Source organism: Streptomyces racemochromogenes, from assembly GCF_044129415.1.
In the GTDB taxonomy this organism is placed as follows: Bacteria; Actinomycetota; Actinomycetes; order Streptomycetales; family Streptomycetaceae; genus Streptomyces; species Streptomyces racemochromogenes_A.
Genome location: NZ_JBBDHD010000040.1, coordinates 34,999 through 61,335, shown reverse-complemented (window position 1 = coordinate 61,335; position 26,337 = coordinate 34,999). Strand labels below are relative to the sequence as shown.

Sequence of the window (26,337 nt, the reverse complement as noted above, 5' to 3'; positions counted from 1 at the left end):
CCCCGCGGGCCGCCCCGCGGGGCGCCGCGACAACCGGGGGGGGGGGGGGGCGGCCCGCCGGGGGGGCGGGGGGCGGGGGGGGGGGGCCGGGGGGGGGCGCGCGCCCACCGGGCATCCCACTCTGGGTGGAGTCATGCACACTCGGAGTCAGGAGGCCCCATGAGTCGTCCCTTCGCCCGTGCCCTGGCGGGCGCACTGACCCTGGTGGCGGGAGCGGCCGTGGCGCCGCTGGCCCAGGCGCCGACGGCGGCGGCGGACAGCGTCGTCATAGGCGGGAAGCCGGTGAAGGTGGCCGACAGCCCGTGGGTCGTGGCCCTCGCCAGCCGTGACCGGTTCGGGGGTATCCGCGACGGGCAGTTCTGCGGGGGAGTCCTCGTCGCCCCGACCACGGTGGTGACCGCGGCCCACTGCCTGGGCCGCCAGGTGCTGGGCGGCCCGGTCGACTCCGTCTCGGACTTCCGGGTGATCACCGGCCGTACGGAGCTGCGCGCCCCCGAAGGGCGGGAGATCGCGGTGCGCGCGGCCCGGGTGAACCCGGCCTACGACCCCGGGACCAACGCCGGGGACCTCGCCGTGCTGGAGCTGGCCGAGGCGGTCCCCGCGGACCACGTGCTGCCCATGGCCGGCGAGGGGCACCCCGGCTACGAGGCGGGCACCGGGGCGGCGGTGTACGGCTGGGGTGACACGAGCGGGTTCGGCGACTACGCGTACGGGCTGCGGGCGGCCCAGGTCACCGTCCTGGACGACGAGGTCTGCCGGCGGGCCTACCCGGGCTCCGACGGTCAGTACCGGGCCGACTCCATGGTGTGCGCGGGCGACCGCTCCGGGGGGAAGGACGCCTGCCAGGGCGACAGCGGCGGCCCGCTGGTGGCCCGGGGGCGGCTGATCGGCCTGGTCTCGTGGGGCCGCGGCTGCGGGCGCGCCGACAGCCCGGGGGTCTACACCCGCATCGCCCCGCTGATCGACTTCGTGAGCGGGCCCCTGGAGGGCCGGCGGCGGGACGCGGAGTAGGAACGTCGCGGAGGCCTCCGCAGGGGCTCCAGGGCGCCTGTACGGCCCGGCACGGGGCTGCCGGAGCCGGAGGAGGCCTTCCCGGAGCCGGGGCCGCACCGGAAAGGGTCCGGCCCGGCGCCGGAAAGGGGCCGGGCCGGACATGAGGACGGGCGGCGCCTCTGGGTCTCAGAGGCGCCGCCCGTCGACCGGCCTAGCCGGTCCTGGCTCGTCGGATGCGAGGGCAGGCCGTGTGTCAGCGGTCCTCGTGGTCGGCTGCGTGGGCGGCCGGAGCGGACGTCAGCCGCTCGGTCTCATCCTGTATTTCCGCGGCGATCTTCTTGAGTTCCGGCTCGAACTTACGCCCGTGGTGGGCGCAGAAGAGCAGTTCACCACCGCTCAGGAGGACGACGCGCAGATATGCCTGGGCGCCGCAACGGTCGCATCGGTCAGCGGCCGTCAGCGGGGTCGCGGGTGTCAGAACAGTAGTCACGTCGCCTCTTCTCTAGCTCGACGAGCTGTCGTACCAGGGTCAACATCCAACCAGGCCGAAAACGTTCCCGCTCGCGGCTTTTCCTCGAAACTTCCTTCCGAAGCTGGCCGGCTGCTGCCGGTTGGCGGCGAAGGAGCCGTATTGCGTTGCTTTACGGTTTCGCGTTGTCAGTCGTTCGCTTGTAGCAGTTCTCGTCCTCCCCGGCGTGAGTGCCGGATGTTGATGAGGACGTGCCCGAACCCTAAATGGTTCATGCGTGGAAGGGAACGTGATGTTTGCTTCACCCTCCCGGGGGATCGAACATCCGTACGGATCTGCACTAGGCTGTGGAACGCGCGAGGGTGGCGTTGTACCGGCTCTACCTGGCCTCGGTACCCTTCGACGGGCAACCGAGCCACCCCTGCGCCCCAGCGGGTCGTCAAAGAAATTCAGCGAGGAGCGAACTGCGTGACCGCCGACACGTCCGTGCCTTCCAGCGCGCTGCTGTCCGGAGCAGACCGGGACGGTTCCAACTACACCGCGCGGCACCTGCTCGTCCTCGAAGGCCTTGAGGCCGTCCGCAAGCGCCCCGGCATGTATATCGGCTCCACCGACAGCCGAGGCCTCATGCACTGCCTCTGGGAGATCATCGACAATTCCGTCGACGAGGCCCTGGGCGGCTACTGCGACCACATCGAGGTCATCCTCCACGAGGACGCCTCGGTCGAGGTCCGGGACAACGGCCGCGGCATCCCCGTCGACGTCGAGCCCAAGACCGGCATGTCCGGCGTCGAGGTCGTCATGACCAAGCTGCACGCCGGCGGCAAGTTCGGCGGCGGCTCGTACGCCGCCTCCGGCGGCCTCCACGGCGTCGGCGCCTCCGTGGTCAACGCCCTGTCGGCCCGCCTCGACGTCGAGGTCGACCGCGGCACCACCCACAGCATCAGCTTCCGGCGCGGCGTCCCCGGCGCGTTCACCGGAGAGGGCCCCGACGCCGCCTTCGAGCCGGGCAGCGGCCTGCGCAAGGGCAAGCGGGTGGCGAAGGGCAGGACCGGCACCCGCATCCGCTACTGGGCCGACCGCCAGATCTTCCTCAAGGACGCCCGCCTCTCCCTGGAGACCCTCTACCAGCGCGCCCGCCAGACCGCGTTCCTCGTGCCCGGCCTGACCATCGTCGTCCGCGACGAGCGGGCCATCGACGGCGCCGGCAAGACCGAGGAGACGTTCCGCTTCGACGGCGGCATCAGCGAGTTCTGCGACTACCTCGCCCAGGACAAGGCCGTCTGCGACGTGCTGCGCCTCACCGGGTCGGGCACCTTCAAGGAGACCGTCCCGGTCCTCGACGACCGCGGACACATGACGCCCACCGAGGTCACCCGCGAGCTTGGCGTGGACATCGCCCTGCGGTGGGGTACGGGGTACGAGACCAGCCTCAGGTCCTTCGTGAACATCATCGCCACCCCCAAGGGCGGCACCCACGTGGCCGGATTCGAGCGGGCGGTCACCAAGACGGTCAACGAGGTGCTGCGCTCGGCCAAGCTGCTGCGCGTCGCCGAGGACGACGTCGTCAAGGACGACGCGATGGAGGGCCTGACGGCGGTCGTCACCGTCCGCCTGGCCGAGCCCCAGTTCGAAGGGCAGACCAAGGAGGTGCTCGGCACCTCCGCGGCCACCCGGATCGTGGCCGCCGTCGTCGCCAAGGAGCTCAAGGCCTTCCTGACCTCCACCAAGCGCGACGACAAGCAGCAGGCCCGGGCCGTGATGGAGAAGATCGTCGCGGCCGCCCGGACGCGGATCGCCGCCCGACAGCACAAGGAGGCGCAGCGCCGCAAGACCGCGCTGGAGTCCTCCTCGCTGCCGGCCAAGCTGGCCGACTGCCGCAGCGACGACGTGGACCGCAGCGAGCTCTTCATCGTCGAGGGGGACTCGGCCCTCGGTACGGCCAAGCTCGCCCGGAACTCCGAGTTCCAGGCGCTGCTGCCGATCCGCGGCAAGATCCTCAACGTCCAGAAGTCGTCTGTTTCGGACATGCTCAAGAACGCCGAGTGCGGCGCCATCATCCAGGTCATAGGAGCCGGCTCCGGCCGTACCTTCGACATCGACGCCGCCCGGTACGGGAAGGTCATCATGATGACCGATGCCGACGTCGACGGCTCCCACATCCGCACCCTGCTGCTGACCCTCTTCCAGCGGTACATGCGGCCGATGGTCGAGGCGGGCCGGGTCTTCGCGGCCGTCCCGCCGCTGCACCGGATCGAGCTGGTCCAGCCCAAGAAGGGCCAGGACAAGTACGTCTACACGTACTCGGACAACGAGCTGCGCCAGACGCTGCTGGAGTTCCAGCGCAAGAACATCCGCTTCAAGGACGCCATCCAGCGCTACAAGGGCCTCGGCGAGATGGACGCGGACCAGCTCGCGGAGACCACGATGGACCCCCGCCACCGCACCCTGCGGCGGATCAACATCGGCGACCTGGAGGCCGCCGAGCAGGTCTTCGACCTCCTCATGGGCAACGAGGTCGCCCCGCGCAAGGAGTTCATCACCAGCTCGGCCGCGACCCTGGACCGCTCGCGCATCGACGCCTGAGCGCGCCACCCGCGGTCCCGGCGCTCTTCACCCCCTCACCTGATGGGGTGAAGAGCGCCAGGACACCAGTCCGGAAAGCGACCATTCGGCACATCCTTGTGAGCACGCCGCCAAGGCGGCAGCGGACAAGGAGAGTTCGGTGGACAAGCGCGAAGGTCGTGAAGCCGGAACGATCCGGTTGGACGACCCCTGGTACGACGCCCTGGCCGTGGGCTGGGGCGAGGGCGCGGAGCCCCATCCGCCGCGTCGGCACCCGGCGGACCGCGGCGCCCCCGGAGCGTCCGACATCTACCTGGAAGTGCAGCGCAGCGCCGCCTTCCAGGAGGTCCGCGGCCGGTACCGTAGGTTCGTCGTCCCCGCGACCGCCGGCTTCCTCCTCTGGTACGTCGCCTACGTGGTCGCCGCGACCGCCGCGCCCGGGCTGATGGCCCGTCCCGTGGCGGGCTCGCTCAACGTGGCCCTGCTGGCCGGCCTCGGCCAGTTCCTCAGCACGTTCCTGCTGACCTGGGCCTACTCCCGGCACGCGCGGCTGCGCCGGGACAGCGCCGCGCTCGACCTGCGCTGGACCGTCTTCGAACGGGAACGCGGCCAGGAGCCCACCCGCACGACCCCGGGGGAGGGCCGGTGACCTCCGAACACCAGACGCTCGCGCTGATCCTCTTCAGCCTCTTCATCGCGGTCACCCTGGGCATCACCACCTGGGTCAGCCGCAGGAGGCACGGCTCGACCGAGGAGTTCTACGCGGGCGGCAGACTGTTCTCCCCGATGGAGAACGGTTTCGCCATCGCCGGCGACTACATGTCCGCCGCCTCCTTCCTCGGGGTATCCGGGCTGATCTCCCTCTTCGGCTACGACGGCCTGCTGTACCTGATCGGCTTCCTCGTCGCCTGGCTGATGGTGTTGTTCCTGGTCGCCGAGCTGGTGCGGAACTGCGGGCGCTTCACCCTCGCCGACGTGGTCGTCGCCCGGATGAGCGAGCGCCCCGTACGGATCGCCGCTGGGAGCTCCTCGGTGGTGGTCTCGGTGCTCTACCTCGTCGCACAGATGGTGGGCGCGGGCAGCCTCGTGGGACTGCTCCTGTCGGACACGGGGCCGGCGGCCCGGACCCTGACCGTCGTCGGGGTCGGCGCGCTGATGGTGGTCTACGTGGCCTTCGGCGGGATGCGGGCCACCACCTGGATCCAGATCGTCAAGGCCGTCCTGCTGATCGGCGGGGCGATCACCCTCACCGTGCTGGTCCTGCTGCGCTTCCACGGCGACCTCGACCGGCTGCTGGCCGCCGCCGCGGAGCGCAGCGGGCACGGGGCCCGGTTCCTGAGCCCCGGCCTCAAGTACGGCGGGGGCTGGACGGCGCGGCTCGACTTCATGAGCCTGGGCCTGGCCCTGGTGCTGGGAACGGCGGGGCTGCCCCACATCCTGTCGCGGTTCTACACGGTGCCGACCGCGCGGGCCGCCCGCCGGTCGGCGGTGTGGGCGATCGGGCTCATCGGGGGCTTCTACCTGATGACGATCGTGCTCGGCTTCGGGGCGGCCGCGCTGGTCGGCCCCGACGCGGTGCGCGCCTCCAGCGCCTCCGGGAACACGGCCGTGCCCCTGCTGGCGGGCATCCTCGGAGGGGGCGCCGACTCCACCGGCGGGGCCGTGCTGTTCGCGCTCGTGGCCGCCATCGCCTTCGCGACGATCCTCGCCGTGGTCGCCGGGATCACCCTGGCCTCGTCGGCTTCGGTCGCGCACGACCTGTACGCCTCCCTCAGGCGGCGGCGGGCCCGGCAGCGCAGCGAGGTGGCCGTGGCCCGGGTGGCGGCCGTGGGGATCGGTGCGGTGGCGATCGCCCTCGGGCTGCTCGCCCAGGACCTGAACGTGGCCTTCCTGGTGGGGCTGGCCTTCGCGGTGGCGGCCTCGGCCAATCTGCCGGTGCTGCTGTACTCGCTGTTCTGGCGGGGGTTCACCACCCGGGGGGCCGTGTGGTCGGTGTACGGGGGGCTGGTGCCGGCGCTGCTGCTGGTCGCCTTGTCGCCCGTCGTCTCCGGGAGTCCCGGATCCCTCTTCCCCGGGCTGGACTTCCAGTACTTCCCGCTGCAGAACCCGGGCATCGTCTCGATCCCGCTCGGCTTCCTGGCGGGCTGGCTGGGCACGGTCACCTCCGCCGAGGAGCCGGACGAGCGCAAGTACGCCCAGACGGAGGTCCGTTCCCTCACGGGGGCCGGCGCCGTGTGAGTGCCGTGGGGCGGCGGGTCAGGCGCCGGCCGACGGGAGCCAGCTGTAGCGGTGTTCCGGACGGCCGGTCTCGCCGTAGCGCAGGGCCAGGGAGACGCGGCCGGCGCGGTCCAGGAGCTTCAGGTAACGCTGGGCGGTCTGGCGGCTGATGCCGGCCCGGTCGGCGATCTGCTGGGTGGACAGGGGGCCTTCGGCCGTGCGCAGCACCCGGCGGACCAGTTCGGCGGTGGTGGGGGAGTGCCCCTTGGGGAGCTCGTTGGGGGTGCCGGCCGTGGCGAGGGCCCCGAAGATGCGGTCCACCTCGGCCTGTTCGGCCTCGCCGCCGCCGGACAGGGAGCGGCGCAGCGCCGCGTACGCCTCCAGTTTGGCGCGCAGGCCGGCGAAGGTGAACGGTTTGACCAGGTACTGGAGGGCGCCGAGGCGCATGGCCGCCTGGACGGTGGCCAGGTCCCGGGCGGCCGTGACCATGATCACGTCGGTGTGCCGGCCCAGCTGGCGCAGACGGCGTACCAGGTCCAGGCCGGTCCCGTCGGGGAGGTAGTGGTCGAGCAGGACCAGGTCCACCGGGTTCCCGGCGAGGAACTCCAGGGCTTCGGCAGCCGAATGGGCCCGGCCCGACACCTCGAACCCGGGAACCTTCGCCACGTACGCCGCGTTGATACGGGCAACACGCATGTCGTCGTCGACGACCAATACGTGGATGGGGGATCCGCTCACCGCAGGGCCTCCGGAAGTACGACGGAGAACTCCGCCCCTCCGTCCTCTGCTGCACCGGCCCGGGCGCTGCCGCCCTGCCGCTCCGCGAGGCGGCGTACGAGGGCCAGGCCCAGCCCGCGCTCGCGGTGGCCCGCCGGCTGCTTGGTCGACCAGCCCTCGGTGAAGATCTCCTCGCGGCGCCCGGCCGGGATCCCGGGGCCGCTGTCGCGGACGCGCAGGACGGCGGTGCGCCCTTCCGCGCGGATGTCGACCTCGACCAGGGGCGCGGCGGAGCCGGCCGCGGCGTCCAGGGCGTTGTCGACGAGGTTTCCGACGATCGTGACGAGGCCGCCGGGGTCCACCAGGCGGTCGGGGAGGAGGGAGTCCGGGGCGAGGCGCAGCGGGACGCCGCGTTCCGCCGCGACGGTGGCCTTGCCCACCAGCAGCGCCGCCAGCAGGGGGTCGTGGACCTTCTCGGTGACCTGCTCGGCCGTCGTGCGGTGGACTCCCACCACTTCGGTCACGAACGCGGCGGCTTCCTCGTGCAGGCCCAGTTCGAGGAGGCCGAGCAGGGTGTGGAGGCGGTTGGCGTGCTCGTGGTCCTGGGCGCGCAGGGCGTCTATCAGGCCCTTGGTGGAGTCGAGCTCGCGGCTCAGGTGCTCCAGTTCGGTGCGGTCGCGCAGGGTGGCGACGGCTCCGCCGTCGGCGGTGGGCATGCGGTTGGCGACCAGGACGCGGGGGCCCTGGACGGTCAGCAGGTCCCGGCCGGTGACGCGGCCGGCCAGGACGTCGCTGGTGCGGCCCGCGCCGAGGACCTCGTCCAGCGGCCGGCCGGCCAGGGTGCCCGGGTGGTCCTGGTCGAGGCCCAGCAGGCGGGCGGCCTCGTCGTTGACGAGGCGTACCCGGTCGTCGGCGTCGAGGGCGATCACGCCCTCGCGGATGGAGTGCAGCATCGCCTCGCGTTCCGCGAGGAGGCCGGCGATGTCGGAGAAGGCCAGGTCCCGGGTCTGCCGCTGGATCCGGCGGGAGAGGAGGTAGGCGGCGAGCGCCCCGGCGGCCAGGGCGCCGCCGGAGTAGGCGAGCAGGCCGGGAATGGCGCCGACGAGCCGGTCGCGCACGCTGTCGTAGGCGATGCCGACGGAGACGGCTCCCACGATCTGCCCGTCGGCGGCGACGAGCGGGACCTTGCCGCGGGCGGAGCGGCCCAGGGTGCCCCGGTCGATCTCCATCACCTCGTGGCCGGCGAGCGCGTCGCTCGGGTCGGTGGAGACGGGCAGGCCGATGCGGTCGGGGCTGGGGTGGGAGCGGCGGATCCCCTTCAGGTCGAGGACGACGACGTACTCGGCGCCCGTCGCGCTGCGGATCCGCTCGGCCGCGGCCTGCACGGGGCTGTCGGCGGTGGGCCCCGACCGCAGGAGGTCGGCGGCCAGGGAGGGGTCCGCCGCCGCGCTCTGTGCGATGGCCAGCGCGCGCCGCATCGCCTGGTCGTCCAGCTGGTGGCTCAGGGGTGCCAGGAACAGTCCCGTGGCCAGGACGAGGACCCCGGCGGCGATGGCCAGCTGGGTGAGCAGGATCTGCGAGACGGCGCGTCGGGGCAGGCCGAGGCGCCGCGTGCGCAGGGGGAGGGACCGCATGACGAGTAACCGTAGGTCGGCGGGAGCGGAAGCGGAATGTCCGTCGCGCAGACCGGTCCCGAGGGTCACGGACGGTGAGCGGGTTCCGGGCCGGTCGCCGCCCGGCCCCGGAGGCCGTGCAGGGCGCGCGGGGCGGGGGGCGGGCGGCGGTACCGGGGCGAGCCTCTGCCTTTCGGCAGAGGGGCGGATCGGCCGTGAGGCGCATGCCCCCGCCGGTTCCGGAATCGATACTGGTCAGCGTGGTGAGCACCGGGCCGTTCCGTTTCCGTCGTCCGTTCCGGGGTCCCGTGCGCGCGGTCGCGGAGACGGCCGGGGTCCTGCTCGCGGGGCTGGGCGTGTGGGTGGTGGTCGGCTACGCCGACGTGCTTCCGCACCCCTGGGTCCAGCTGCCCGCGCTGGCCGTCGCCGGGGCCCTCTTCCCGTTGCGCCGCCGCTTCCCGGCCGCCGTCCTCCTCGCCCTCGCGGCGCTGACCGGTGTGGCCGGCTGTGTCGGCCCGGTCACTGCGGCGACCGCGTACACGGTGGCCCGGAGGACGGTCGGGGCGCGGCGGCGGGCCCGGCTGCTGGCGGCGGCGGCCGCCCTGCTGGTGGTGTGCGCGACGGTGTTCGCGCCCTGGCTCGGGCCCGGGCCGCTGCCGTACGGGCCGGCGCTCGGGCTGGTCCTGACACCGGTCGCCGTCCTGGTCCCGGGGCTGGTCGGCACCTCGTACGGGCAGCAGCGGCGGCTGGTGCGGGCGCTGCGCGAGCGCGGGGACGCGGCCGAGCGGGCCCGCCGGCTCGCCGACAGCGAGGCCCGCACCCAGGAGCGGTCCCGGATCGCCGCCGAGATGCACGACCTGGTGGGTCACCGGCTCAGTCTGATCTCCCTGCACGCCGGAGGGCTGGAGCTGGCCCTGAAGCACGCCGACCCCGAACTGCGCGAGGAGGCGGTCCTGGTCCGGCGCACGACCCGGGACGCCCTGCGCGAGCTGCGCCAGGCCCTCGGGGTGCTCGGGCCGCTGGGCCGGGACACCGGTCCGGAGGCCCTCACCGACGCCACCGGCACCCGCGCCGACATCGAGGCGCTGGTGGCGGAGTCCCGGGACGGCGGGGTCGCCGTGCGCCTCGCCTGGACGGGCCCGGACCTGGACGGCCGCCCGGCGGGGGTGCGGCGGGCGGTGCACCGGGTGGTGCGGGAGGCCCTGACCAACGTGCACCGGTACGCGAGCGCGGCGCACGTCACCGTCACCGTGGCCCACGGCGAGGAGGCGGTACGGGTCACCGTCCGCAACGGCGCCCCGCCCGGGCCGCCCGTCCCCGCCGGGAGCCTGGGCACCGGCCGGGGGCTCACCGGCCTGCGGGAGCGGGTCGAGCTGCTGGGCGGGACCCTCGCCGCCGCCCCGCAGCCGTCCGGCGGCTTCCGGGTCGAGGCGGTCCTGCCCGCGGAACCCGGCGACGCCCTCGCGCCCCGACGGCGGGAGGCCCCCGGCACCGCCGCCGGGGCCGCCGCGGGGCCTTCCGGACCCCCACCCGCCGAGCGCGGCACCGCGCAGACGCTGACGCTCGCCCTCGGGATGGTGGCACTGAGCGTGCTGATGGCCCTCGGCACGCTCTTCGTCTACGCGAGCGCCCCGCATCGCGACGCCGGACCGCGACCGCTGCCCCGGGTCGGCATGAGCTACGGCGACGTGACGGGAACGGGAGTCACCGACAACGCGGCGGTCCGGGCCGCGGCCGCCGACCGGGAACCGCCGCGCCCACCCGGCACGGCCGGCTGCGTGTACCCGTTCAACGGGGCCACCGCGTCCCGCCCCGGTTCCCTGACCATCGCCCGCTACTGCTTCGACGCCGGGCAGCGCCTGATCGCCATCGACCGATTCACCGTCCCGTCGGTCCGGGACGCCACACCCTGGGAGATCCCGTGACCGATCCCGCCCACCCGATCCGAGTGCTCCTCGCGGACGACGAGGCGATGATCCGCGCCGGAGTGCGCCTGATCCTGCGGCACGCCGACGGCATCGACGTCGTCGCCGAGGCCTCCGACGGGCGGCAGGCCGTCGCACTGGCCGCCGCCCACCACCCGGACGTCGTCCTGCTGGACATCCGGATGCCGGTCTGCGACGGGCTGGCCGCGATCGCCCCGCTGCTCGCCCTCGACCCGCCGCCGCGCGTGATGATGCTGACCACCTTCGGCGACGACGACAACGTGGTGCGGGCGCTGCGCGAGGGCGCGTCCGGGTTCCTGCTGAAGGACGAGGGCCCGCAGGAGCTGATCAGCGCGGTGCGGGCGGCCGCCGCCGGGGACGCCGTGCTCTCCCCGGGGGTGACCGGGGCCGTGATCTCCCGGATGCTGACCGCCGCCGAGCCGCGCGCCGCCGACGCGGCCGCCGACGACCGGATCGCCCGGCTGACCGGCCGGGAGCGGGAGGTCCTGGCAATGCTCGGCGAGGGGCTGTCGAACCAGGACATCGGCGCCCGGCTGGGCATCGGGACCGGCACCGTGAAGACCCACGTGGGCGCCATCCTCGACAAGACCGGCTCGACGAGCCGGGTCCAGGCGGCGCTGCTGGCCCACCGGACCGGCCTGGCCCCCTGAACGCCGCGCCCCGCCGAAGGACAGAGCGGAGCCGCCCTCTCCTCCCCCCTCCGGCAGAGGACGGGCGCCACGCACCGGTCCTTCGGCAGAGCCGAACTCCCGCCTCCAGAGCGATGTCTGTGCAGGTCAGCGCCATGACGATGAACGCATGTCACAGACCTTCCCCCCTTCGGCCTCCCCTTCCGGCGCGGCCCTCCAGGAACCGGCCGCCCGCGCCTGCGGCCTGACCAAGACGTACGGAAAGGGCGAGACCCGGGTCACGGCGCTCGACGCGGTGTCCGTGGACTTCGCCCGCGGCCGCTTCACCGCCGTCATGGGCCCCTCCGGGTCGGGCAAATCCACGCTGATGCACTGCATGGCCGGCCTGGACCCGGTGACGTCGGGATCGGCCCGGATCGGCGGGGTGGAACTGTCCTCGCTGAACGACCGGCAGCTGACGCGGCTGCGGCGGGAGAAGGTCGGCTTCGTCTTCCAGGGCTTCAACCTGATGCCCACTCTCACGGCGCTGGAGAACATCACCCTGCCGCTGCGGCTGGCGGGCCGCCGGCCCGACGCGGCCTGGCTGGACGCCGTCGTCGCCACCGTCGGGCTCTCCGGCCGGCTCGCGCACCGGCCCGCCGAGCTCTCCGGCGGCCAGCAGCAGCGCGTGGCGGTGGCCCGCGCCCTGGCGTCCCGGCCGGAGATCGTGTTCGCCGACGAGCCGACCGGCAACCTGGACTCCCGCTCCGGCGCGGAGGTCCTCGGCTTCCTGCGCGACTCGGTGCGGGAGCTGGGGCAGACCGTGGTGATGGTCACCCACGACCCGGTGGCCGCGGCCCACGCCGACCGGGTCGTGTTCCTCGCCGACGGACGCCTGGTGGACGAACTGCACGAGCCGACCTCCGGCGCCGTGCTCGACCGGATGCTCGCGTTCGAGGCCCGCGGCCGCACCTCCTGACCGGCCCCCGTTCCGGTCCGCCGCGCCGTCCGGCCATCCCTGCTGCGGCCGGCCGATCCGGTCCGCCGTGCCGTGCCGTGCCGTGCCGCGCCGTCCGCACGGTCGCGCCCGTGTCCGTCCGCCGCGCCGTCAGGCCCGTCCCGGCGCCGGTTCCCCTCCGCCCCGCCACCCCTCCTGAAAGCCCGCCATGCTGCGAACAGCCCTGCGCAACGTCCTCGCGCACAAGGCCCGTCTGGCCATGACCGTCCTCGCGGTCTGCCTCGGAGTCGCGTTCATCTCCGGCTCACTGGTCTTCGCCGACTCCACCACCGCCGCCTACCGTGCCTCCATGGCGCGGAACCACGCCGGCACCGCCGTCACCGTGGACCCCGAGTACCCGCTCGGGGCCCCCGCCGACCAGCGCGAATCCGTCCTCGACGACGCGCTCGTGGCCCGGCTGGCCGCCGTCCCCGGTGTCGCCGCGGTCCGCCCGTCCGCCGACGGCACGGCCACCCTGGCCGCCAAGGACGGCACCCCCCTGCGCGCCGGCAACACCATGGGGAAGCCGGCCGCCGCCTACGTCCCCGGCCCCGACGGCAAGGACGGCCGCTACCCGCTGACCGCCGGCCGGGCCCCGCGCACCTCCGGCGAAGTGGCCCTCGACCGGGGCACCGCCGAAGCCGGCGGGTACTCCCTCGGCGACACCGTCAGACTGGCCACCGACGGTCCCGTCCTGCGGATGCGGCTCGTCGGCATCGTCTCGACCACCGACCCCCGGGTGACCGCCGGCGGCACCCTCGCCGTACTCGACAAGGCCACCGCCCAGGGGCTGTTCGCCTCACCGGGCCGCTACACCGGCATCGACCTCGCCGCGACGCCCGGCACCGACCCGGGCGACCTCGCCCGCCGCGTCGGCGCGCTGCTGCCGGCCGACCGGGCCGAGGCCACCACCACGGCCGCGCTCGCCGCGCGGCAGGCGGTCTTCATCGACACCAAGACCAGCAGCTACTCCCGGCTGCCCCTGATTTTCGCCGTGGTCTCCCTTTTCATCGGCTCGTTCCTCATCATCAACACCTTCACCATGCTGGTCACCCGGCGCTCCCGCGAGATCGCGCTGCTGCGCGCGATCGGCGCCACCCGCCGACAGGTGGTCGTCTCCGTGCTCGCCGAGGCGGCCCTGGTCGGGTTCGCCGCCTCGGTGCTCGGATTCGTCCTCGGGCTCGGCGTCGCCACCGTCCTGCCCGGCCTCCTCGGCGGCTCTGACGGCCTGCTGCCCCGGGGCCCCCTCGTGGTCGGCCCCGCCCCGGTGCTCGCCTCCCTGGCCGTCGGTGTCGGCGTCACGGTCCTGGCCGCCTGGCTGCCCTCCCGCCGGGCGGCCCGGATCGCACCCGTCGAGGCGATGCGCACCGCCGAGCAGCCGCCCTCCGCGACCCTGTCCCGGGTCCGGGGCGCGGCCGGCGCCGTCGTACTCCTCGTCGGCGCCGGGCTGCTGGTCTCCCTGGACGACGCCCGCGACGCCTCGGACGCGAACCTGCGGACCGCGATGTTCGGCTGCGGCATCCTCGTCACCGGGCTGATCCTGCTGGCCCCGCTGCTGGCGGGCCCGGTGATCCGCCTCCTGGGCCGTCTCACCGGCCGGTTCGGGGTGGTGGGCGACCTCGCGCGGGACAACGCCCTGCGCGACCCGCGCCGTACGGCGGCCACCGCCGTCGCCCTGATGATCAGTACCGGGCTGGTCTGCGGACTCGCGGTCATCGAGCACTCCTCCAGCCGCGCCCTGGACTCCCAGGCCGCCGCCGGGCTGAGCGCCGACTACGTCATCGGCACCCGGAGCACCACCACGGCCGTCGACGCGGCCGCGGTCCGGCGGATCGCCGCCCTGCCGGGGGTCTCGACCGCCTCGGCCGTGGCGGACTCCACCTTCTCGGCCGGGGCCCTCGCCCGGCAGGTCTCCGGCGTCGACCCGAAGACCGTCGGCGCCGTGATGAAGCTGCGCTTCACCAGCGGTTCGGCCGACGGCATCGGGCCGGGCCGGATCGCCGTCTCCCGCAGCTTCGCCCGTGAGAACCGGCTCGTCACCGGCGGGCGGATCGAGGGGAGCCTCGGCCCCGGCCAGGGCGAGGGAGACCGCACCTTCACCGTCGTCGGGATCTACGAGGACAACCCCACCGCGCAGGACGTCCTCGCCGACCGGGGCGAGGTCCAGCGGCACGGCTTCCTGCGCGACTCCGTCCAGCGCGTCCTCGTCCGTACCGGCCCGGGCGCGGCGGACCTGGAGAAGCGGCTGCGCGAAGCCGTCGACGACAGCCCGCTGCTGAAGGTGCAGAACCGGAGCCAGCTCGTCCAGGAGCAAGCCGGGGTGGCCGGCGACCTGATGACCATGATCTTCGGGCTGCTCGCCGTCGGCGTGGTCATCTCCGCCCTCGGCATGGTCAACACGCTCGCCATGTCGGTCGCCGAACGCACCCGGGAGATCGGCGTCCTGCGCGCCCTCGGCATGGACCGCGGCGGGATCCGCCGCATGATCGGGCTCGAAGCGCTCGCCATCGCCGCCTTCGGGACCCTGCTGGGCCTGGCCGGCGGCCTGTTCGGGGCGTGGAGGGTCAGCGGACTGGCCAACGGGGCCATTCCCCGGTACGCGTTCTCCCCGCCGTGGGGGACCCTCGCCCTGGTCGTCGTCCTCTCGCTCGCGGCCGGCGCCGCGGCGGCCGCGCTCCCGGCCCGCCGGGCGGCGGCGCTCGGGCCCCTGCGCGCGGTGTCCGGAGGCTGAACCACCGGTCAGGGGAGCGGGCGGGGCGGCCGCGGGCCCGTGTAGTGGCCGCTCGGGCGCATCCGCAGCGGCCGCTCCTGGTACTCCTCCAGGGCGTGCGCGATCCAGCCCGCCGTACGGGCCACCGCGAACACCGTCTCCCCGGCCTCGGCGGTCATCCCGCAGGAGACCGTCAGCACCGCCAGGGCCAGGTCCACGTTGGGGTGCAGCCCGTGACGGGCCATCACCGCCGCCACCTCCCGGGCCGCGCCGAGGGCGGCGGACGCCCGGGGCAGTTCCTCCAGCCGCCCGAACAGCGCCCGCGCCCGGGGGTCCTCGCCCCGGTAGAGGCGGTGGCCGAACCCCGGCACCCGGCGGCCCGCGCGCAGGTACTCGGCCACCACGGGCGCGGCGCCGCCCCGCTCCGGCACCTCCGCCAGCATCCGGTGCGCGAGCCGCCCCGCCGCCCCGTGCAGGGGGCCTTCGAGGGCGCCGAGCCCCGCCGAGACCACCGCGTACGGGTGGGCCCGCGCGGAGGCCGCGACCCGGACGGCCAGGGTGGAGGCGGCCAGGTCGTGGTCGACCAGCAGGCCCAGGGTCAGGTCCAGCACGTCCAGGGCCGCCGGGTCCGGTTCCTGCGCGGTCAGCCGGGACCACAGCCGCCAGGCGAGCCGCCCGTCCCCGGCCCGTGCGGGAGCCGCCTCGGGCAGGGCCCCGACCAGCGTCGGGATCAGGCAGCGCGCGGAGCCCAGTACGGCCTCCTCCGACAGGTCGAAGCGCAGTGGGTCCGCGACCGCGGCGGCCGCGACCGCCACCCGCAGCAGGTCCAGCGGCCCGCTGTGCTCCGGCATCGCGGCCACCGCCCGCCGGGCGGCGGCGAGCGGCTCCGCGGGAGCGGCGAACCGGGCCCCGTGCGCCGGGGTCCCCGTCCAGAGCCACTCCGCGACCTCCTCGAAGGCGTACCGGGAGGCCAGCTCGACCGCGTCCACGCCGCGGAACCAGTACCGGTCCGACCCCGGCTCGATGAGGGTGAGCGCCGTGCGCACGGCCGGCTCTCCTGTGGCCGGGCCGGCCGCCTCGCGCCGGCTGCGCCGGGCCAGGGCCTCCACCTCGGCGGCGTCGAAGGTGCTCCCGCGTCCCACCGGGTCGCGGCGGCTGTCGAGCTGGCCCCGGCTGACGTACGCGTACACGGTCGCCGGCTTCACCCCGAGGAGCCGGGCGGCCTCCTGCGTGGTGATCCGGCGGGGCAGGGCCTCCGCGGAGGTCTCGGCGGGGGGATCGGACGCGCGGTCGTTCATGACCCTGAGCATACATATGTTGATTCGATCAATGTTGACATCGATCCGATCAAGGGTGGATGGTCGATCCATGAACACCACCGTCGAAGTACCCCGCGGTCTCGCGGGAGTCGTGGTCACCGAGACGCAGCTCGGTGACGTCCGCGGCCGCGAAGGCTTCTACCACTACCGCCAGTACTCGGCCGTGGAACTGGCCGCGTCCCGCACCTTCGAGGACGTCTGGCACCTGATGTTCCGCGGCTCCCTCCCGGCCGACGCCGCCCAGCGGGCCGCGTTCGCCGCCGAGATCGCCCCGCTGCGCCACCTGCCCGCCGAGGTACGGGACGCCCTGCCCGCGCTCGCCCGGGCCACCGCCCTGTCCGGCCCGCTCGCCGGACTCCGCACGGCGCTCTCGCTCCTCGGCGCCTCCGCCGGCTTCCGGCCCGTCTACGACCTCGACCCCGCCCGCCGGGCCGCCGACGCCCTCGCCGCCTGCGCCGCCGTACCGACCCTGCTCACCGCCCTGCACCGGCTCGGCCAGGGCCTGGAGCCGGTCGACCCGCGCGACGACCTCCCGTACGCCGCCAACTACCTGTGGATGCTCACCGGCGAGGAGCCCGACCCCGTCAAGGCCCGCGCCGTCGAGCGGTACCTGATCTCCACCGTCGACCACGGCTTCAACGCGTCCACCTTCACCGCCCGCGTCATCGCCTCCACCGGCGCCGACGTCGCCGCCTGCCTCACCGGGGCGATCGGAGCCCTCTCCGGCCCCCTCCACGGCGGAGCGCCCAGCCGCGCCCTGGACACCCTCGACGCCATCGGCACCACCGACCGCATCGGCCCCTGGATCCGGGAGCGCGTCCTCGCCGGAGACCGGATCATGGGCTTCGGGCACCCCGTCTACCGCACCGAGGACCCCCGCTCGCGGATGCTGCGCGACATCGCCCGGCAGTTCGGCGGGCCGCTCGTCGCATTCGCCGTGGAGGTCGAACGGCAGGTGGAGGAGATCCTCGCCGAGCTCAAGCCGGGCCGGGAACTGCACACCAACGTGGAGTTCTACGCGGGGGTGGTCATGGAGCTGTGCGGCCTGCCGCGCGAGATGTTCACCCCGACCTTCTGCGCGGCCCGGGTGGTGGGGTGGAGCGCGAACGTCCTGGAGCAGGCCGCCGACTCGAAGATCATCCGGCCGGCCGCCCGCTACACCGGTCCCACCCCGCCCCAGCCGGTGCCCGCGCTGGGCTGACTACGATCGTCCGGGTGAACAGCGTCCAGCCCATCCCCGTCGTCGTCCTCTCCGGATTCCTCGGCTCCGGGAAGACCACGCTCCTCAACCACCTCCTCACCCATCGCGGGGGCACCCGGATCGGGGTCGTCGTCAACGACTTCGGCTCGATCGAGATCGACGCCATGGCGGTGGCGGGCCAGGTCGGCGACTCCATGGTCTCGCTCGGCGGCGGCTGCCTGTGCTGCGCCGTCGACGGCAGCGAACTGGACGCGTACCTGGAGAAGCTCGCCGCGCCCGTCCACCGGATCGACGTCATCGTCATCGAGGCCAGCGGGCTCGCCGAGCCCCAGGAAATGGTCCGGATGCTCGTGGCCAACGAGAACCCGGCCGTCCGCTACGGCGGCCTGGTCCAGGTCGTGGACGCCGCCGAGTTCGACGCCACCCGGGCCGCGCACCCCGAGACGGACCGCCACCTGGCCGTCGCCGACCTGGTCGTGCTCAACAAGACCGACCGCGTCGACGCCGCCGAACGCGCCCGCATCGAGGCCGAACTCGCCGCGCTCGCCGCCCCGGGCACCCCGCTCGTCGGCGCCGACCACGGACGGATCGACCCGGAACTCCTCTTCGACCGCCGCCCCTGGACCGAGACCCGCGGCCAGCTCTCCTTCGAGGACCTGCTGGCCGAGGCCGGGGAGCACGAGGACGGCGACCACCACGCCGCGCACGCGCACGCGACGTACGAGAGCGTCTCCTTCGCCACCGACCAGGCACTCTCCCCACGCCGCTTCATCGACTTCCTCGACCGCCGGCCCGCCGGCCTCTACCGGATCAAGGGCTTCGTGTGGTTCGGGGTCCCGGGCCACCAGGAGCGGTACGAGGTCCACGCGGTCGGCCGCTTCCTGCGGTTCGACCCCGGCCCCTGGGGCCGGGGCGAGCCGCGCCGTACGCAGCTCGTCCTGATCGGCAAGGGCATCGACGGCCCGGGCCTGCTGGGCGCCCTGGAGGACTGCCGGGAGGCCGACCCCGGGCGGGCCGGCCCGGAGAGCATGTGGGGAGTGCTGCGCTACGCACCCCGACCGGTGGAGGAGGCCCCGGCCGAGGACGCCCCCGAGGACCCGCCGGGCGGAGCGCGCGGGTAGCCGTCCGCGCCCCGACGACGGCGGTCGCCCCGCAGGCCACGGGCCGCTCCTGGCCCATGCCCGCCGCCGGCGGCTCCACCGCCTAGGCGACCTCCACGCCGTACTCGCGCAGCAGGTCCTCCAGGCCGCCGCGGTAGCCCTTGCCGCCGATGACGAAGTCCCAGTCGCCGTTGGAGCGGCGCCGGAACGAGCCGAGTACCAGGGCCGTCTCGCCGGGGCGGCCGTCGGACACCTCCAGTCGGCCGAGTTCCTCCCCGTCGGCGGACAGCAGGCGGATGAACGCCTCAGTGAACCCGGCGAGGTCGGCGTGCGGGTCCGCCTCCGGGTCGATCGCGGCCACGAGGACCAGCCGGTCGGCGTGCTCGGGCAACGCGTCGAACGACACCTCGACCGCGGCCTTGTCGGGTGCCGCGTGCGCGCGGGTGCGCACCGAACCGTCGGGCGTGCGGGGGTTGTTGTAGAACACGAAGTGTTCCTCGCTGAGGACCCGGCCGCCCGCGCACACGAGCGCGCACACGTCCAGCGAGACGGAGCCCGACCAGGACATGCCGAGCACATTGTGATCCGCCGGCTCCGCGGGCTGCGGTGTCCGCGGAGCGGGAGTCTCCGGGGCCGCCACGCCGCTGCCGCCGCCGAGCCGGCCGCGCAGACCGTACTGGTGCAGAAGCCCGACCAGATCGGCTCCGGGAACCAACTCCAGCGGCTTGCCGTTGGCAAAGGTGTACGACCCCGGTCCGAAGGACGCGGTGGTGACCAGCACCCCCTTGTTCGCCCCCTTGTCCTGGACGGTGCCGTACAGGTCCCGGACCGCCGTCGGGGGCACGGTGTTGCGGTAGCGCTTGACCTGCACCACGATCCGCCCGCCCCGGATCGGCGCCGGGTCCAGCGCCTCGACGTCCACACCGCCGTCACCCGAGCGCTGGGTGGTCACCGCCTCCATGCCCATCGCCCGGAACAGCTCCGCGACCAGGTTCTCGAAGTCGATCGGGTCCATCGCGAAGAGGTCCGGCTCGTCGGCGTCGGGCTCGTGCCCTCCGTGGCTGACGACGCCCCCGCCGACCTCGTCGGGCCGACGCCCGGCCCGTACCGCCGCCAGTTGGTCGGGGCGGGCGGACAGCTGGCCGCCCAGCCCGGAGACGAGGCAATCCACCGCGCTGACCTGTTCCAGCCGCAGCTCCCCGAACGCGGACCGCGCCGCCGCGACCGTGGCGAGCACGATCCGCGCCTCACGGCCCGTCGCCGGATCGTGGTCGTCCACGAAGCCGTTGACGACCACCAGGTCGAGCGCCTCGAACTCGTCCGCCGCGTAGAGCTCGCGTACCACCAGCAGAAGGCACTGGGCCAGCAGGTCGCGGTACAGCGCCCGGCGCTGCGCGGCGGGACGCGGCGACTCCCTGTCCTGGTCGGTTCCCGGCAGGTACCGCACCGACTTGGTCTCCGGGACCACTTCGTAGCGGGGCAGCTCCCAGTCGAGCACAAGATGCCGCGCCGCCTGGTCGTAGGCCGCGGTGACCTGCCTCGGCAGCTCCTGCGGCCATGCTGCGGACGCGTAGAGGGCGGCGGAGAAGTACTCCACCACGGCCTCGGCCTCACCCGCGCGCAGCCGCTCGGTGAGTTCGCCCAGCCCCTGGTTGTGGGCGCGTATCGCGGCGAGCTGTTCCGCCGCCCACCGGTCGTACTGCTGCCGCTGCTCGGCGAGCTGCTGCAGGCGCCGCGTCTCGGCGGCCCGCGCCTTCTGGCAGGCCCGGGTGTACTGGGCGTGCTCCTCGTGCTCCGCCTGGGCCCGCCGATAGGAACCCGCTGCCATGCTGCTGCTCTGCTGCTGGAACTGCTCGATCCGGGGCATCGCCACGGGGTCTGCCAGAGAGCCGGGACGGAAGGGTTCGAGTTCCTCGCTCCGCACGAGCGAGGACATCCGGAACGTCGCGGCCCGGCAGCCTCTGACAAGGAGGTTCTGCAGTGCCTCGACCTCGGCTTCGATGGCCTCCGTGCGCTGCCGGGCCTCGGCCTCCCGACGCAGCCGGTAGGCGGCCTGCTGTTCACGCTCGCCCCGGGCCACTTCGCGGTCCCACGCCCTGCGGCGGCGCTCCGCCTCACGCTGCTGGATCAGCTGCGTCCGCTGCTGCCTGCGTTGAGCCTCGGCCCAGTCCCCGATCATCCCGCTCGACTGACGGCTCATCAGCGTCCCCCCGCCCCACCACAAGCAACAACGGGAAAACACTAGTCGGCATTCGGGTGGTACGTCCCCCGGTCGCACCACCCGAATGCCGCAGGCGTCCTACAGCGCGGACCCCGCCAGTACCGCGACCGCCGCCGGGAGGGCGGTGCCCGAGCCGTCGCGGCGCGGGTCCGGGGCCGGGAGGGCCGCCGGGGTGCCGTTCGCGGTGGCCGCGCGGGCCGGGGCGTTGCCGGCCCAGGCCAGCACCAGCGTGTCCTCGCCCTTCAGGAACCGCTGGCAGCGCACCCCGCCGGTGGCCCGGCCCTTGCGCGGGTACTGGTCGAACGGGGTCAGCTTGCCCGAGGCCGGCGAGCCGTCGAGGGTGCCCTGCGCGCCCGCCACCGTGAACACCAGGGCGTCCCGGGCGGGGTCCACCGCCGAGAAGTGGATCACCTTGGCGTTCTCGGAGAGCTTGATGCCCGCCATGCCGCCCGCCGGGCGGCCCTGGGGGCGCACCTGGGCCGCCGGGTAGCGCAGCAGCTGGGCGTCGTCGGTGATGAAGACCAGGTCCTCCTCGCCCGTGCGCAGTTCGACCGCGCCGACGATCCGGTCGCCCTCCTTGAGGGTGATGACCTCCAGCTCGTCCTTGTTCGCCGGGTAGTCCGGCACGACCCGCTTGACCACGCCCTGCTCGGTGCCCAGGGCCAGGCCCTGGGAGGACTCGTCCAGCGAGGTCAGGCAGACCACCGTCTCGTCGGCCTCCAGCCCGGAGACGAACTCCGCGAGGGGCGCCCCGCCCGCCAGGCTCGGCGCCGCGTGCGTGTCGGGCAGCTGTGGCAGGTCGATCACCGGGAGCCGCAGCAGCCGGCCGTACGAGGTCACCACGCCCACGTCGGCCCGGGCGGTCGCCGCCACCTGCGAGACGATCAGGTCGTGCTTGGCGCGGGCCGCGCCCTCGTCCACCGGCAGCGGGTCGCCGTTCGCGGTACGGGCCAGCAGGCCCGTGGAGGACAGCAGGACGCGGCAGGGGTCGTCCGCGACCTCCAGCGGTACGGCCGCCACGGCCGTGCCCGCGGACTCCAGCAGCACGGTACGGCGCGGGGTGCCGAACTTCTTGGCGACCGCGGCCAGTTCCGAGGAGACGAGCTTGCGCAGCTCCGCGTCCGAGTCGAGGATCCGGGTCAGCTCCTCGATCTCCGCGGTCAGCCGGTCGCGCTCGGACTCCAGCTCGATCCGGTCGAAGCGGGTCAGCCGGCGCAGCGGGGTGTCCAGGATGTACTGGGTCTGGACCTCGCTCAGCGAGAAGACCTCCATCAGGCGCTCCTTGGCCTGCGCGGAGTTGTCGCTGTCGCGGATCAGGCGGATGACCTCGTCGATGTCGAGCAGGGCCACCAGCAGGCCCTCGACCAGGTGCAGCCGGTCGCGCCGCTTGCCGCGGCGGAACTCGCTGCGCCGGCGCACGACCTCGAAGCGGTGGTCGAGGTAGACCTCCAGGAGCTCCTTGAGGCCCAGCGTCAGCGGCTGCCCGTCGACCAGCGCGACGTTGTTGATGCCGAAGGACTCCTCCATCGGCGTCAGCTTGTACAGCTGCTCCAGCACGGCCTCCGGGTGGAAGCCGTTCTTGATCTCGACGACCAGGCGCAGGCCGTGCGCCCGGTCGGTGAGGTCCTTGACGTCGGCGATGCCCTGGAGCTTCTTCGAGCCGACCAGGTCCTTGATCTTCGCGATGACCTTCTCGGGGCCGACCGTGAAGGGCAGCTCGGTGACGACCAGGCCCTTGCGGCGGGCCGTCACGTCCTCCACGGAGACCGTCGCGCGGATCCGGAAGGTGCCGCGGCCGTTCTCGTAGGCGTCCTTGATGCCGGACAGGCCCACGATCCGGCCGCCGGTGGGCAGGTCGGGACCCGGCACGAAGCGCATCAGCGCCTCCAGGTCCGCGTCCGGGTAGCGGATCAGGTGGCGGGCGGCCGCGATGACCTCGCCCAGGTTGTGCGGGGGCATGTTGGTGGCCATGCCGACCGCGATCCCGGACGTGCCGTTGACCAGCAGGTTCGGGTAGGCGGCGGGCAGGGTGACCGGCTCGCGCTCCTGGCCGTCGTAGTTGGCGGCGAAGTCGACCGTGTCCTCGTCGATCGACTCCGTCATCAGCGACGTGGCGTCGGCCATCTTGCACTCGGTGTAGCGCATCGCGGCCGGCGGGTCGTCGTTGCCGAGCGAACCGAAGTTGCCGTGGCCGTCGACCAGGGGCAGCCGCATCGAGAAGGGCTGCGCCATGCGCACGAGGGCGTCGTAGATCGACTGGTCGCCGTGCGGGTGCAGCTTGCCCATCACCTCGCCGACGACGCGGGCGCACTTCACGTACCCCCGGTCGGGGCGCAGGCCCATCTCGTTCATCTGGTAGACGATGCGCCGGTGCACCGGCTTCATGCCGTCCCGGGCGTCCGGCAGGGCCCGGGAGTAGATCACTGAGTACGCGTACTCAAGGAAGGAGCCCTGCATTTCGTCGACGACGTCGATGTCGAGGATCTTCTCCTCGAAATCCTCCGGCGGCGGGGTCTTCGTGCTGCGGCGGGCCATCGCTGCGGCGCTCCTAACCAAGATCGGGGGGTGTACGTGCTGGGGTGTGCGACGGGGTCGACGCGGACCATTGTGGCCCGAGGCACCGACAACGCCCCACCCCGACCCATGTGCGGGGGTCGGGAACTTCTCCGCGCACCTGCGCGCTTGCATACAGTGGCAGGTCGACAGTGAATCTCCGCATCGCGATCGAAGGGACCACATGCCCATGGGTCACACGGCCACAGCTCAGGCCGGCTCCGGCGGCCTGACAGCGACCGAGCACCGGCTGGCCAACGGCCTGCGCGTGGTGCTGTCCGAGGACCACCTCACCCCGGTCGCCGCCGTCTGCCTCTGGTACGACGTCGGCTCCCGCCACGAAGTCAAGGGGCGGACCGGTCTGGCTCACCTCTTCGAGCACCTGATGTTCCAGGGATCGGCGAGCGTGAAGGGCAACGGGCACTTCGAGCTCGTCCAGGGTGCCGGCGGCTCGCTGAACGGCACCACCAGCTTCGAGCGCACCAACTACTTCGAGACGATGCCGGCCCACCAGCTGGAGCTCGCCCTGTGGCTGGAGGCGGACCGCATGGGCTCGCTGCTGGCCGCCCTGGACGAGGAGTCCATGGAGAACCAGCGCGACGTGGTCAAGAACGAGCGCCGCCAGCGCTACGACAACGTGCCGTACGGCACGGCCTTCGAGCGGCTGACCGCCCTGGCCTACCCCGACGGCCACCCGTACCACCACACCCCGATCGGCTCCATGGCCGACCTGGACGCCGCCTCCCTGGAGGACGCCCGGAACTTCTTCCGCACGTACTACGCGCCCAACAACGCCGTCCTGTCGGTCGTGGGCGACATCGACCCCGAGCGCACCCTCGCCTGGATCGAGAAGTACTTCGGCAGCATCCCGGCGCACGACGGCAAGCAGCCGCCCCGCGACGGCACCCTCCCCGAGATCATGGGCGGGCAGCTCCGCGAGGAGATCGTCGAGGAGGTCCCGGCCCGCGCTCTGATGGCCGCGTACCGCCTGCCGCACGACGGCACCCGCGAGTGCGACGCCGCCGACGTGGCGCTGACGATCCTCGGCGGCGGCGAGTCCTCCCGCCTGCACAACCGCCTGGTCCGCCGCGACCAGAGCGCCGTCGCCGCCGGCTTCGGCCTGCTGCGCCTGGCCGGCGCCCCCTCCCTGGGCTGGCTGGACGTCAAGACCTCCAGCGGTGTCGAGGTGCCCGCCATCGAGGCGGCCGTCGACGAGGAGCTCGCCCGGTTCGCCGCCGAGGGCCCCACGGCCGACGAGATGGAGCGCGCGCAGGCGCAGCTGGAGCGCGAATGGCTGGACCGGCTGGGCACCGTCGCCGGCCGCGCCGACGAACTGTGCCGCTTCGCGGTGCTGTTCGGCGACCCGCAGCTGGCGCTGACCGCCGTCCAGCGCGTCCTGGACGTCACCGCCGAGGAGGTGCAGGCCGTGGCCGCCGCCCGGCTGCGGCCCGACAACCGCGCGGTCCTGGTCTACGAGCCGCTGGCCGGTTCCGAAGAGAACGACGAGAGCGACGAGAACGAGGGGGCGGAGCAGTGAGCGACACCGCAGCCGTCACGATGACCTTCCACCCGCGGCCGGAGGCCGGCGAGGCCAAGCCGTGGGCCTTCCCCGCCCCCGAGCGCTCCACCCTGGGCAACGGCCTGACCCTGCTGCGCTGCCACCGCCCCGGCCAGCAGGTCGTCGCGGTCGAGGTCAACCTCGCGGCCCCGCTCGACGCCGAGCCCGAGGGGCTCGACGGAGTGGCCACGATCATGGCCCGGGCCCTGTCGGAGGGCACCGACAAGCACTCCGCCGAGGAGTTCGCCGCCGAGCTGGAGCGCTGCGGAGCCACCCTCGACGCCCACGCCGACCACCCCGGCCTGCGCGTCTCCCTGGAGGTCCCGGCCTCCCGGCTGCCCAAGGCGCTCGGACTGCTCGCCGAGGCGCTGCGCGCCCCCGCCTTCGACGACGGCGAGGTCGCCCGGCTGGTGCGCAACCGGCTCGACGAGATCCCGCACGAGCAGGCCAATCCGCAGCGCCGCGCCGCCAAGGAGCTCTCCAAGGAGCTGTTCCCGGCCACGCTGCGCATGTCGCGCCCCCGCCAGGGCACCGAGGAGACGGTCGCGCGGATCGACTCCGCCGCCGTACGCGCCTTCTACGAGGCCCACGTACGCCCCTCCACGGCCACCGCGGTGGTCGTCGGCGACCTGACCGGGATCGACCTGGACGCGGTCCTCGCCGACACCCTGGGCGCCTGGACGGGCGGCAGCGCCGCGCCGCTGCCGGTGCCGCCGGTGACGGCCGACGACACGGCCCGCGTGATCATCGTGGACCGGCCCGGAGCGGTCCAGACGCAGCTGCTGATCGGCCGGATCGGGCCGGACCGGCACGACATCGTGTGGGCTCCGCAGGTCCTCGGCACCTACTGCCTGGGCGGCACCCTGACCTCCCGTCTGGACAAGGTGCTGCGCGAGGAGAAGGGCTACACCTACGGGGTGCGCGCCTTCGGCCAGGTGCTGCGCTCCACGGCCGACGGCAAGGGCGCCTCGATGCTCGCCATCAGCGGCTCGGTGGACACCCCCAACACGGGTCCGGCGCTGGCGGACCTGTGGCAGGTGCTGCGCACCCTGGCCGCGGAGGGGCTGACGGACGCCGAGCGCGACGTGGCGGTGCAGAACCTGGTGGGCGTGGCCCCGCTGAAGTTCGAGACGGCCGCCTCGGTCGCCGGGACCCTGGCCGACCAGGTGGAGCAGGAGCTGCCGGACGACTACCAGGCGCGGCTGTACGCGCGGCTGGCCGAAACCGGTACGGCGGAGGCCACTTCGGCGGTCGTGAACGCCTTCCCGGTGGACCGGCTGGTCACGGTCCTCGTGGGTGACGCCGCGCAGATCGAGGAGCCGGTCCTGGCCCTCGGCATCGGCGAGGTCACCGTCGTCGCCAACTGACCGGCGGTCGGCCCGTTTTCGAGGGGGCCCGGTGGAGCATCCACCGGGCCCCCTTTGTCCGTTTAGTGGCGTGGTTTCAGGTATGGGGTGTGGCGTACGCAACAAATCCGCTCGTCTGTTTGGCGATTGACTGATGATCCGCCTAGCGTCAGGCGTGCTGTCCGTCAGTTGTGCCAGCCGCAC

At 73.7% G+C, this 26,337-nt stretch carries 18 protein-coding genes; 12 read left to right on the top strand and 6 right to left on the bottom strand.

Translation table 11 applies throughout. The annotated features are described in order from the left end of the window. Nucleotides 1-159: 159 nt before the first annotated feature. A complete protein-coding gene (locus tag WDV06_RS17615) occupies nucleotides 160-1,011 on the top strand; it encodes a S1 family peptidase (protein ID WP_395510705.1) in 852 nt (283 codons plus the stop codon). 235 nt (nucleotides 1,012-1,246) lie between these two features. Here the strand turns inward: WDV06_RS17615 and WDV06_RS17610 are convergent, their stop codons facing one another. After that, nucleotides 1,247-1,483 carry a DUF7455 domain-containing protein gene (locus WDV06_RS17610; protein WP_042813742.1) on the bottom strand — a complete coding sequence of 79 codons (237 nt, stop codon included), beginning with the start codon at nucleotides 1,481-1,483 and terminating at the stop codon, nucleotides 1,247-1,249. A 447-nt stretch (nucleotides 1,484-1,930) separates the two neighbouring features. On the opposite strand from WDV06_RS17610, the gene WDV06_RS17605 reads away from it, so the two are divergent. The 3 genes from WDV06_RS17605 (at nucleotide 1,931) to WDV06_RS17595 (ending at nucleotide 6,265) form a co-directional block, all read left to right on the top strand. After that, nucleotides 1,931-4,048: a DNA gyrase/topoisomerase IV subunit B gene (locus WDV06_RS17605; protein WP_395510704.1), complete on the top strand. Its 2,118-nt coding sequence runs from the start codon at nucleotides 1,931-1,933 to the stop codon at nucleotides 4,046-4,048. A gap of 139 nt (nucleotides 4,049-4,187) precedes the next feature. Continuing rightward, nucleotides 4,188-4,676, top strand: coding sequence for a DUF485 domain-containing protein (locus WDV06_RS17600; protein ID WP_395510703.1), 489 nt, complete (start codon nucleotides 4,188-4,190; stop codon nucleotides 4,674-4,676). Then, nucleotides 4,673-6,265: a solute symporter family protein gene (locus WDV06_RS17595; RefSeq protein WP_395510702.1), complete on the top strand. Its 1,593-nt coding sequence runs from the start codon at nucleotides 4,673-4,675 to the stop codon at nucleotides 6,263-6,265. The genes WDV06_RS17600 and WDV06_RS17595 overlap by 4 nt, the downstream gene beginning before the upstream one ends. 18 nt (nucleotides 6,266-6,283) lie before the next feature. Here WDV06_RS17595 and WDV06_RS17590 read toward each other — a convergent pair whose 3' ends face one another. Both WDV06_RS17590 and WDV06_RS17585 read right to left on the bottom strand, forming a co-directional pair. Then, nucleotides 6,284-6,940 carry a DUF7342 family protein gene (locus WDV06_RS17590; RefSeq protein WP_463668220.1) on the bottom strand — a complete coding sequence of 219 codons (657 nt, stop codon included), beginning with the start codon at nucleotides 6,938-6,940 and terminating at the stop codon, nucleotides 6,284-6,286. A 38-nt stretch (nucleotides 6,941-6,978) separates the two neighbouring features. After that, complete coding sequence (locus tag WDV06_RS17585) at nucleotides 6,979-8,595, bottom strand: sensor histidine kinase (protein WP_395510700.1); 1,617 nt, start codon at nucleotides 8,593-8,595, stop codon at nucleotides 6,979-6,981. A 239-nt stretch (nucleotides 8,596-8,834) separates the two neighbouring features. Between WDV06_RS17585 and WDV06_RS17580 the strand changes: the two genes are divergently transcribed. The 4 genes from WDV06_RS17580 (at nucleotide 8,835) to WDV06_RS17565 (ending at nucleotide 14,856) form a co-directional block, all read left to right on the top strand. Next, nucleotides 8,835-10,499 carry a sensor histidine kinase gene (locus WDV06_RS17580; RefSeq protein WP_395510699.1) on the top strand — a complete coding sequence of 555 codons (1,665 nt, stop codon included), beginning with the start codon at nucleotides 8,835-8,837 and terminating at the stop codon, nucleotides 10,497-10,499. After that, nucleotides 10,496-11,170, top strand: a complete 675-nt coding sequence (locus tag WDV06_RS17575) for a response regulator (protein ID WP_395510698.1) — start codon at nucleotides 10,496-10,498, stop codon at nucleotides 11,168-11,170. The genes WDV06_RS17580 and WDV06_RS17575 overlap by 4 nt, the downstream gene beginning before the upstream one ends. A gap of 148 nt (nucleotides 11,171-11,318) precedes the next feature. Further along, on the top strand, nucleotides 11,319-12,107 hold the full coding sequence (locus tag WDV06_RS17570) for an ABC transporter ATP-binding protein (protein WP_395510697.1): 789 nt from the start codon (nucleotides 11,319-11,321) through the stop codon (nucleotides 12,105-12,107). Nucleotides 12,108-12,294: 187 nt separating this feature from the next. Beyond that, nucleotides 12,295-14,856, top strand: a complete 2,562-nt coding sequence (locus WDV06_RS17565) for an ABC transporter permease (protein ID WP_395510696.1) — start codon at nucleotides 12,295-12,297, stop codon at nucleotides 14,854-14,856. Between the two features lie 8 nt (nucleotides 14,857-14,864). Here the strand turns inward: WDV06_RS17565 and WDV06_RS17560 are convergent, their stop codons facing one another. Then, nucleotides 14,865-16,133 carry a citrate synthase gene (locus WDV06_RS17560; protein ID WP_395510695.1) on the bottom strand — a complete coding sequence of 423 codons (1,269 nt, stop codon included), beginning with the start codon at nucleotides 16,131-16,133 and terminating at the stop codon, nucleotides 14,865-14,867. Between the two features lie 70 nt (nucleotides 16,134-16,203). On the opposite strand from WDV06_RS17560, the gene WDV06_RS17555 reads away from it, so the two are divergent. Continuing rightward, entirely contained in the window at nucleotides 16,204-17,355 is a 1,152-nt protein-coding gene (locus tag WDV06_RS17555) for a citrate synthase/methylcitrate synthase (RefSeq protein ID WP_395510694.1), read from the top strand. 14 nt (nucleotides 17,356-17,369) lie between these two features. Then, nucleotides 17,370-18,476: a CobW family GTP-binding protein gene (locus WDV06_RS17550; RefSeq protein WP_395510693.1), complete on the top strand. Its 1,107-nt coding sequence runs from the start codon at nucleotides 17,370-17,372 to the stop codon at nucleotides 18,474-18,476. 82 nt (nucleotides 18,477-18,558) lie between these two features. On the opposite strand, the gene WDV06_RS17545 is transcribed toward WDV06_RS17550, so the two are convergent. Together WDV06_RS17545 and WDV06_RS17540 are read right to left on the bottom strand one after the other, a co-directional pair. Beyond that, nucleotides 18,559-20,655: a restriction endonuclease gene (locus WDV06_RS17545; protein WP_395510692.1), complete on the bottom strand. Its 2,097-nt coding sequence runs from the start codon at nucleotides 20,653-20,655 to the stop codon at nucleotides 18,559-18,561. Between the two features lie 99 nt (nucleotides 20,656-20,754). Further along, entirely contained in the window at nucleotides 20,755-23,211 is a 2,457-nt protein-coding gene (locus tag WDV06_RS17540; protein WP_395510691.1) for a DNA gyrase/topoisomerase IV subunit A, read from the bottom strand. A 208-nt stretch (nucleotides 23,212-23,419) separates the two neighbouring features. Between WDV06_RS17540 and WDV06_RS17535 the strand changes: the two genes are divergently transcribed. Further along, a complete protein-coding gene (locus tag WDV06_RS17535; RefSeq protein WP_395510690.1) occupies nucleotides 23,420-24,766 on the top strand; it encodes a M16 family metallopeptidase in 1,347 nt (448 codons plus the stop codon). Nucleotides 24,767-24,786: 20 nt separating this feature from the next. Beyond that, nucleotides 24,787-26,154 (top strand): M16 family metallopeptidase, encoded by a 1,368-nt coding sequence (locus WDV06_RS17530; protein ID WP_395510706.1) that lies wholly within the window; start codon nucleotides 24,787-24,789, stop codon nucleotides 26,152-26,154. Nucleotides 26,155-26,337: the final 183 nt, after the last annotated feature.

Coding starts and splice junctions, on each gene's coding strand:
- WDV06_RS17615 (WP_395510705.1), top strand. CDS start 160: ATGAGTCGTCCCTTCGCCCGTGCCCTGGCGGGCGCACTGACCCTGGTG.
- WDV06_RS17590 (WP_463668220.1), bottom strand. CDS start 6,940: ATGCGTGTTGCCCGTATCAACGCGGCGTACGTGGCGAAGGTTCCCGGG.
- WDV06_RS17585 (WP_395510700.1), bottom strand. CDS start 8,595: ATGCGGTCCCTCCCCCTGCGCACGCGGCGCCTCGGCCTGCCCCGACGC.
- WDV06_RS17570 (WP_395510697.1), top strand. CDS start 11,319: ATGTCACAGACCTTCCCCCCTTCGGCCTCCCCTTCCGGCGCGGCCCTC.
- WDV06_RS17565 (WP_395510696.1), top strand. CDS start 12,295: ATGCTGCGAACAGCCCTGCGCAACGTCCTCGCGCACAAGGCCCGTCTG.
- WDV06_RS17560 (WP_395510695.1), bottom strand. CDS start 16,133: ATGAACGACCGCGCGTCCGATCCCCCCGCCGAGACCTCCGCGGAGGCC.
- WDV06_RS17555 (WP_395510694.1), top strand. CDS start 16,204: ATGAACACCACCGTCGAAGTACCCCGCGGTCTCGCGGGAGTCGTGGTC.
- WDV06_RS17545 (WP_395510692.1), bottom strand. CDS start 20,655: ATGAGCCGTCAGTCGAGCGGGATGATCGGGGACTGGGCCGAGGCTCAA.
- WDV06_RS17540 (WP_395510691.1), bottom strand. CDS start 23,211: ATGGCCCGCCGCAGCACGAAGACCCCGCCGCCGGAGGATTTCGAGGAG.
- WDV06_RS17535 (WP_395510690.1), top strand. CDS start 23,420: ATGGGTCACACGGCCACAGCTCAGGCCGGCTCCGGCGGCCTGACAGCG.
- WDV06_RS17530 (WP_395510706.1), top strand. CDS start 24,787: ATGACCTTCCACCCGCGGCCGGAGGCCGGCGAGGCCAAGCCGTGGGCC.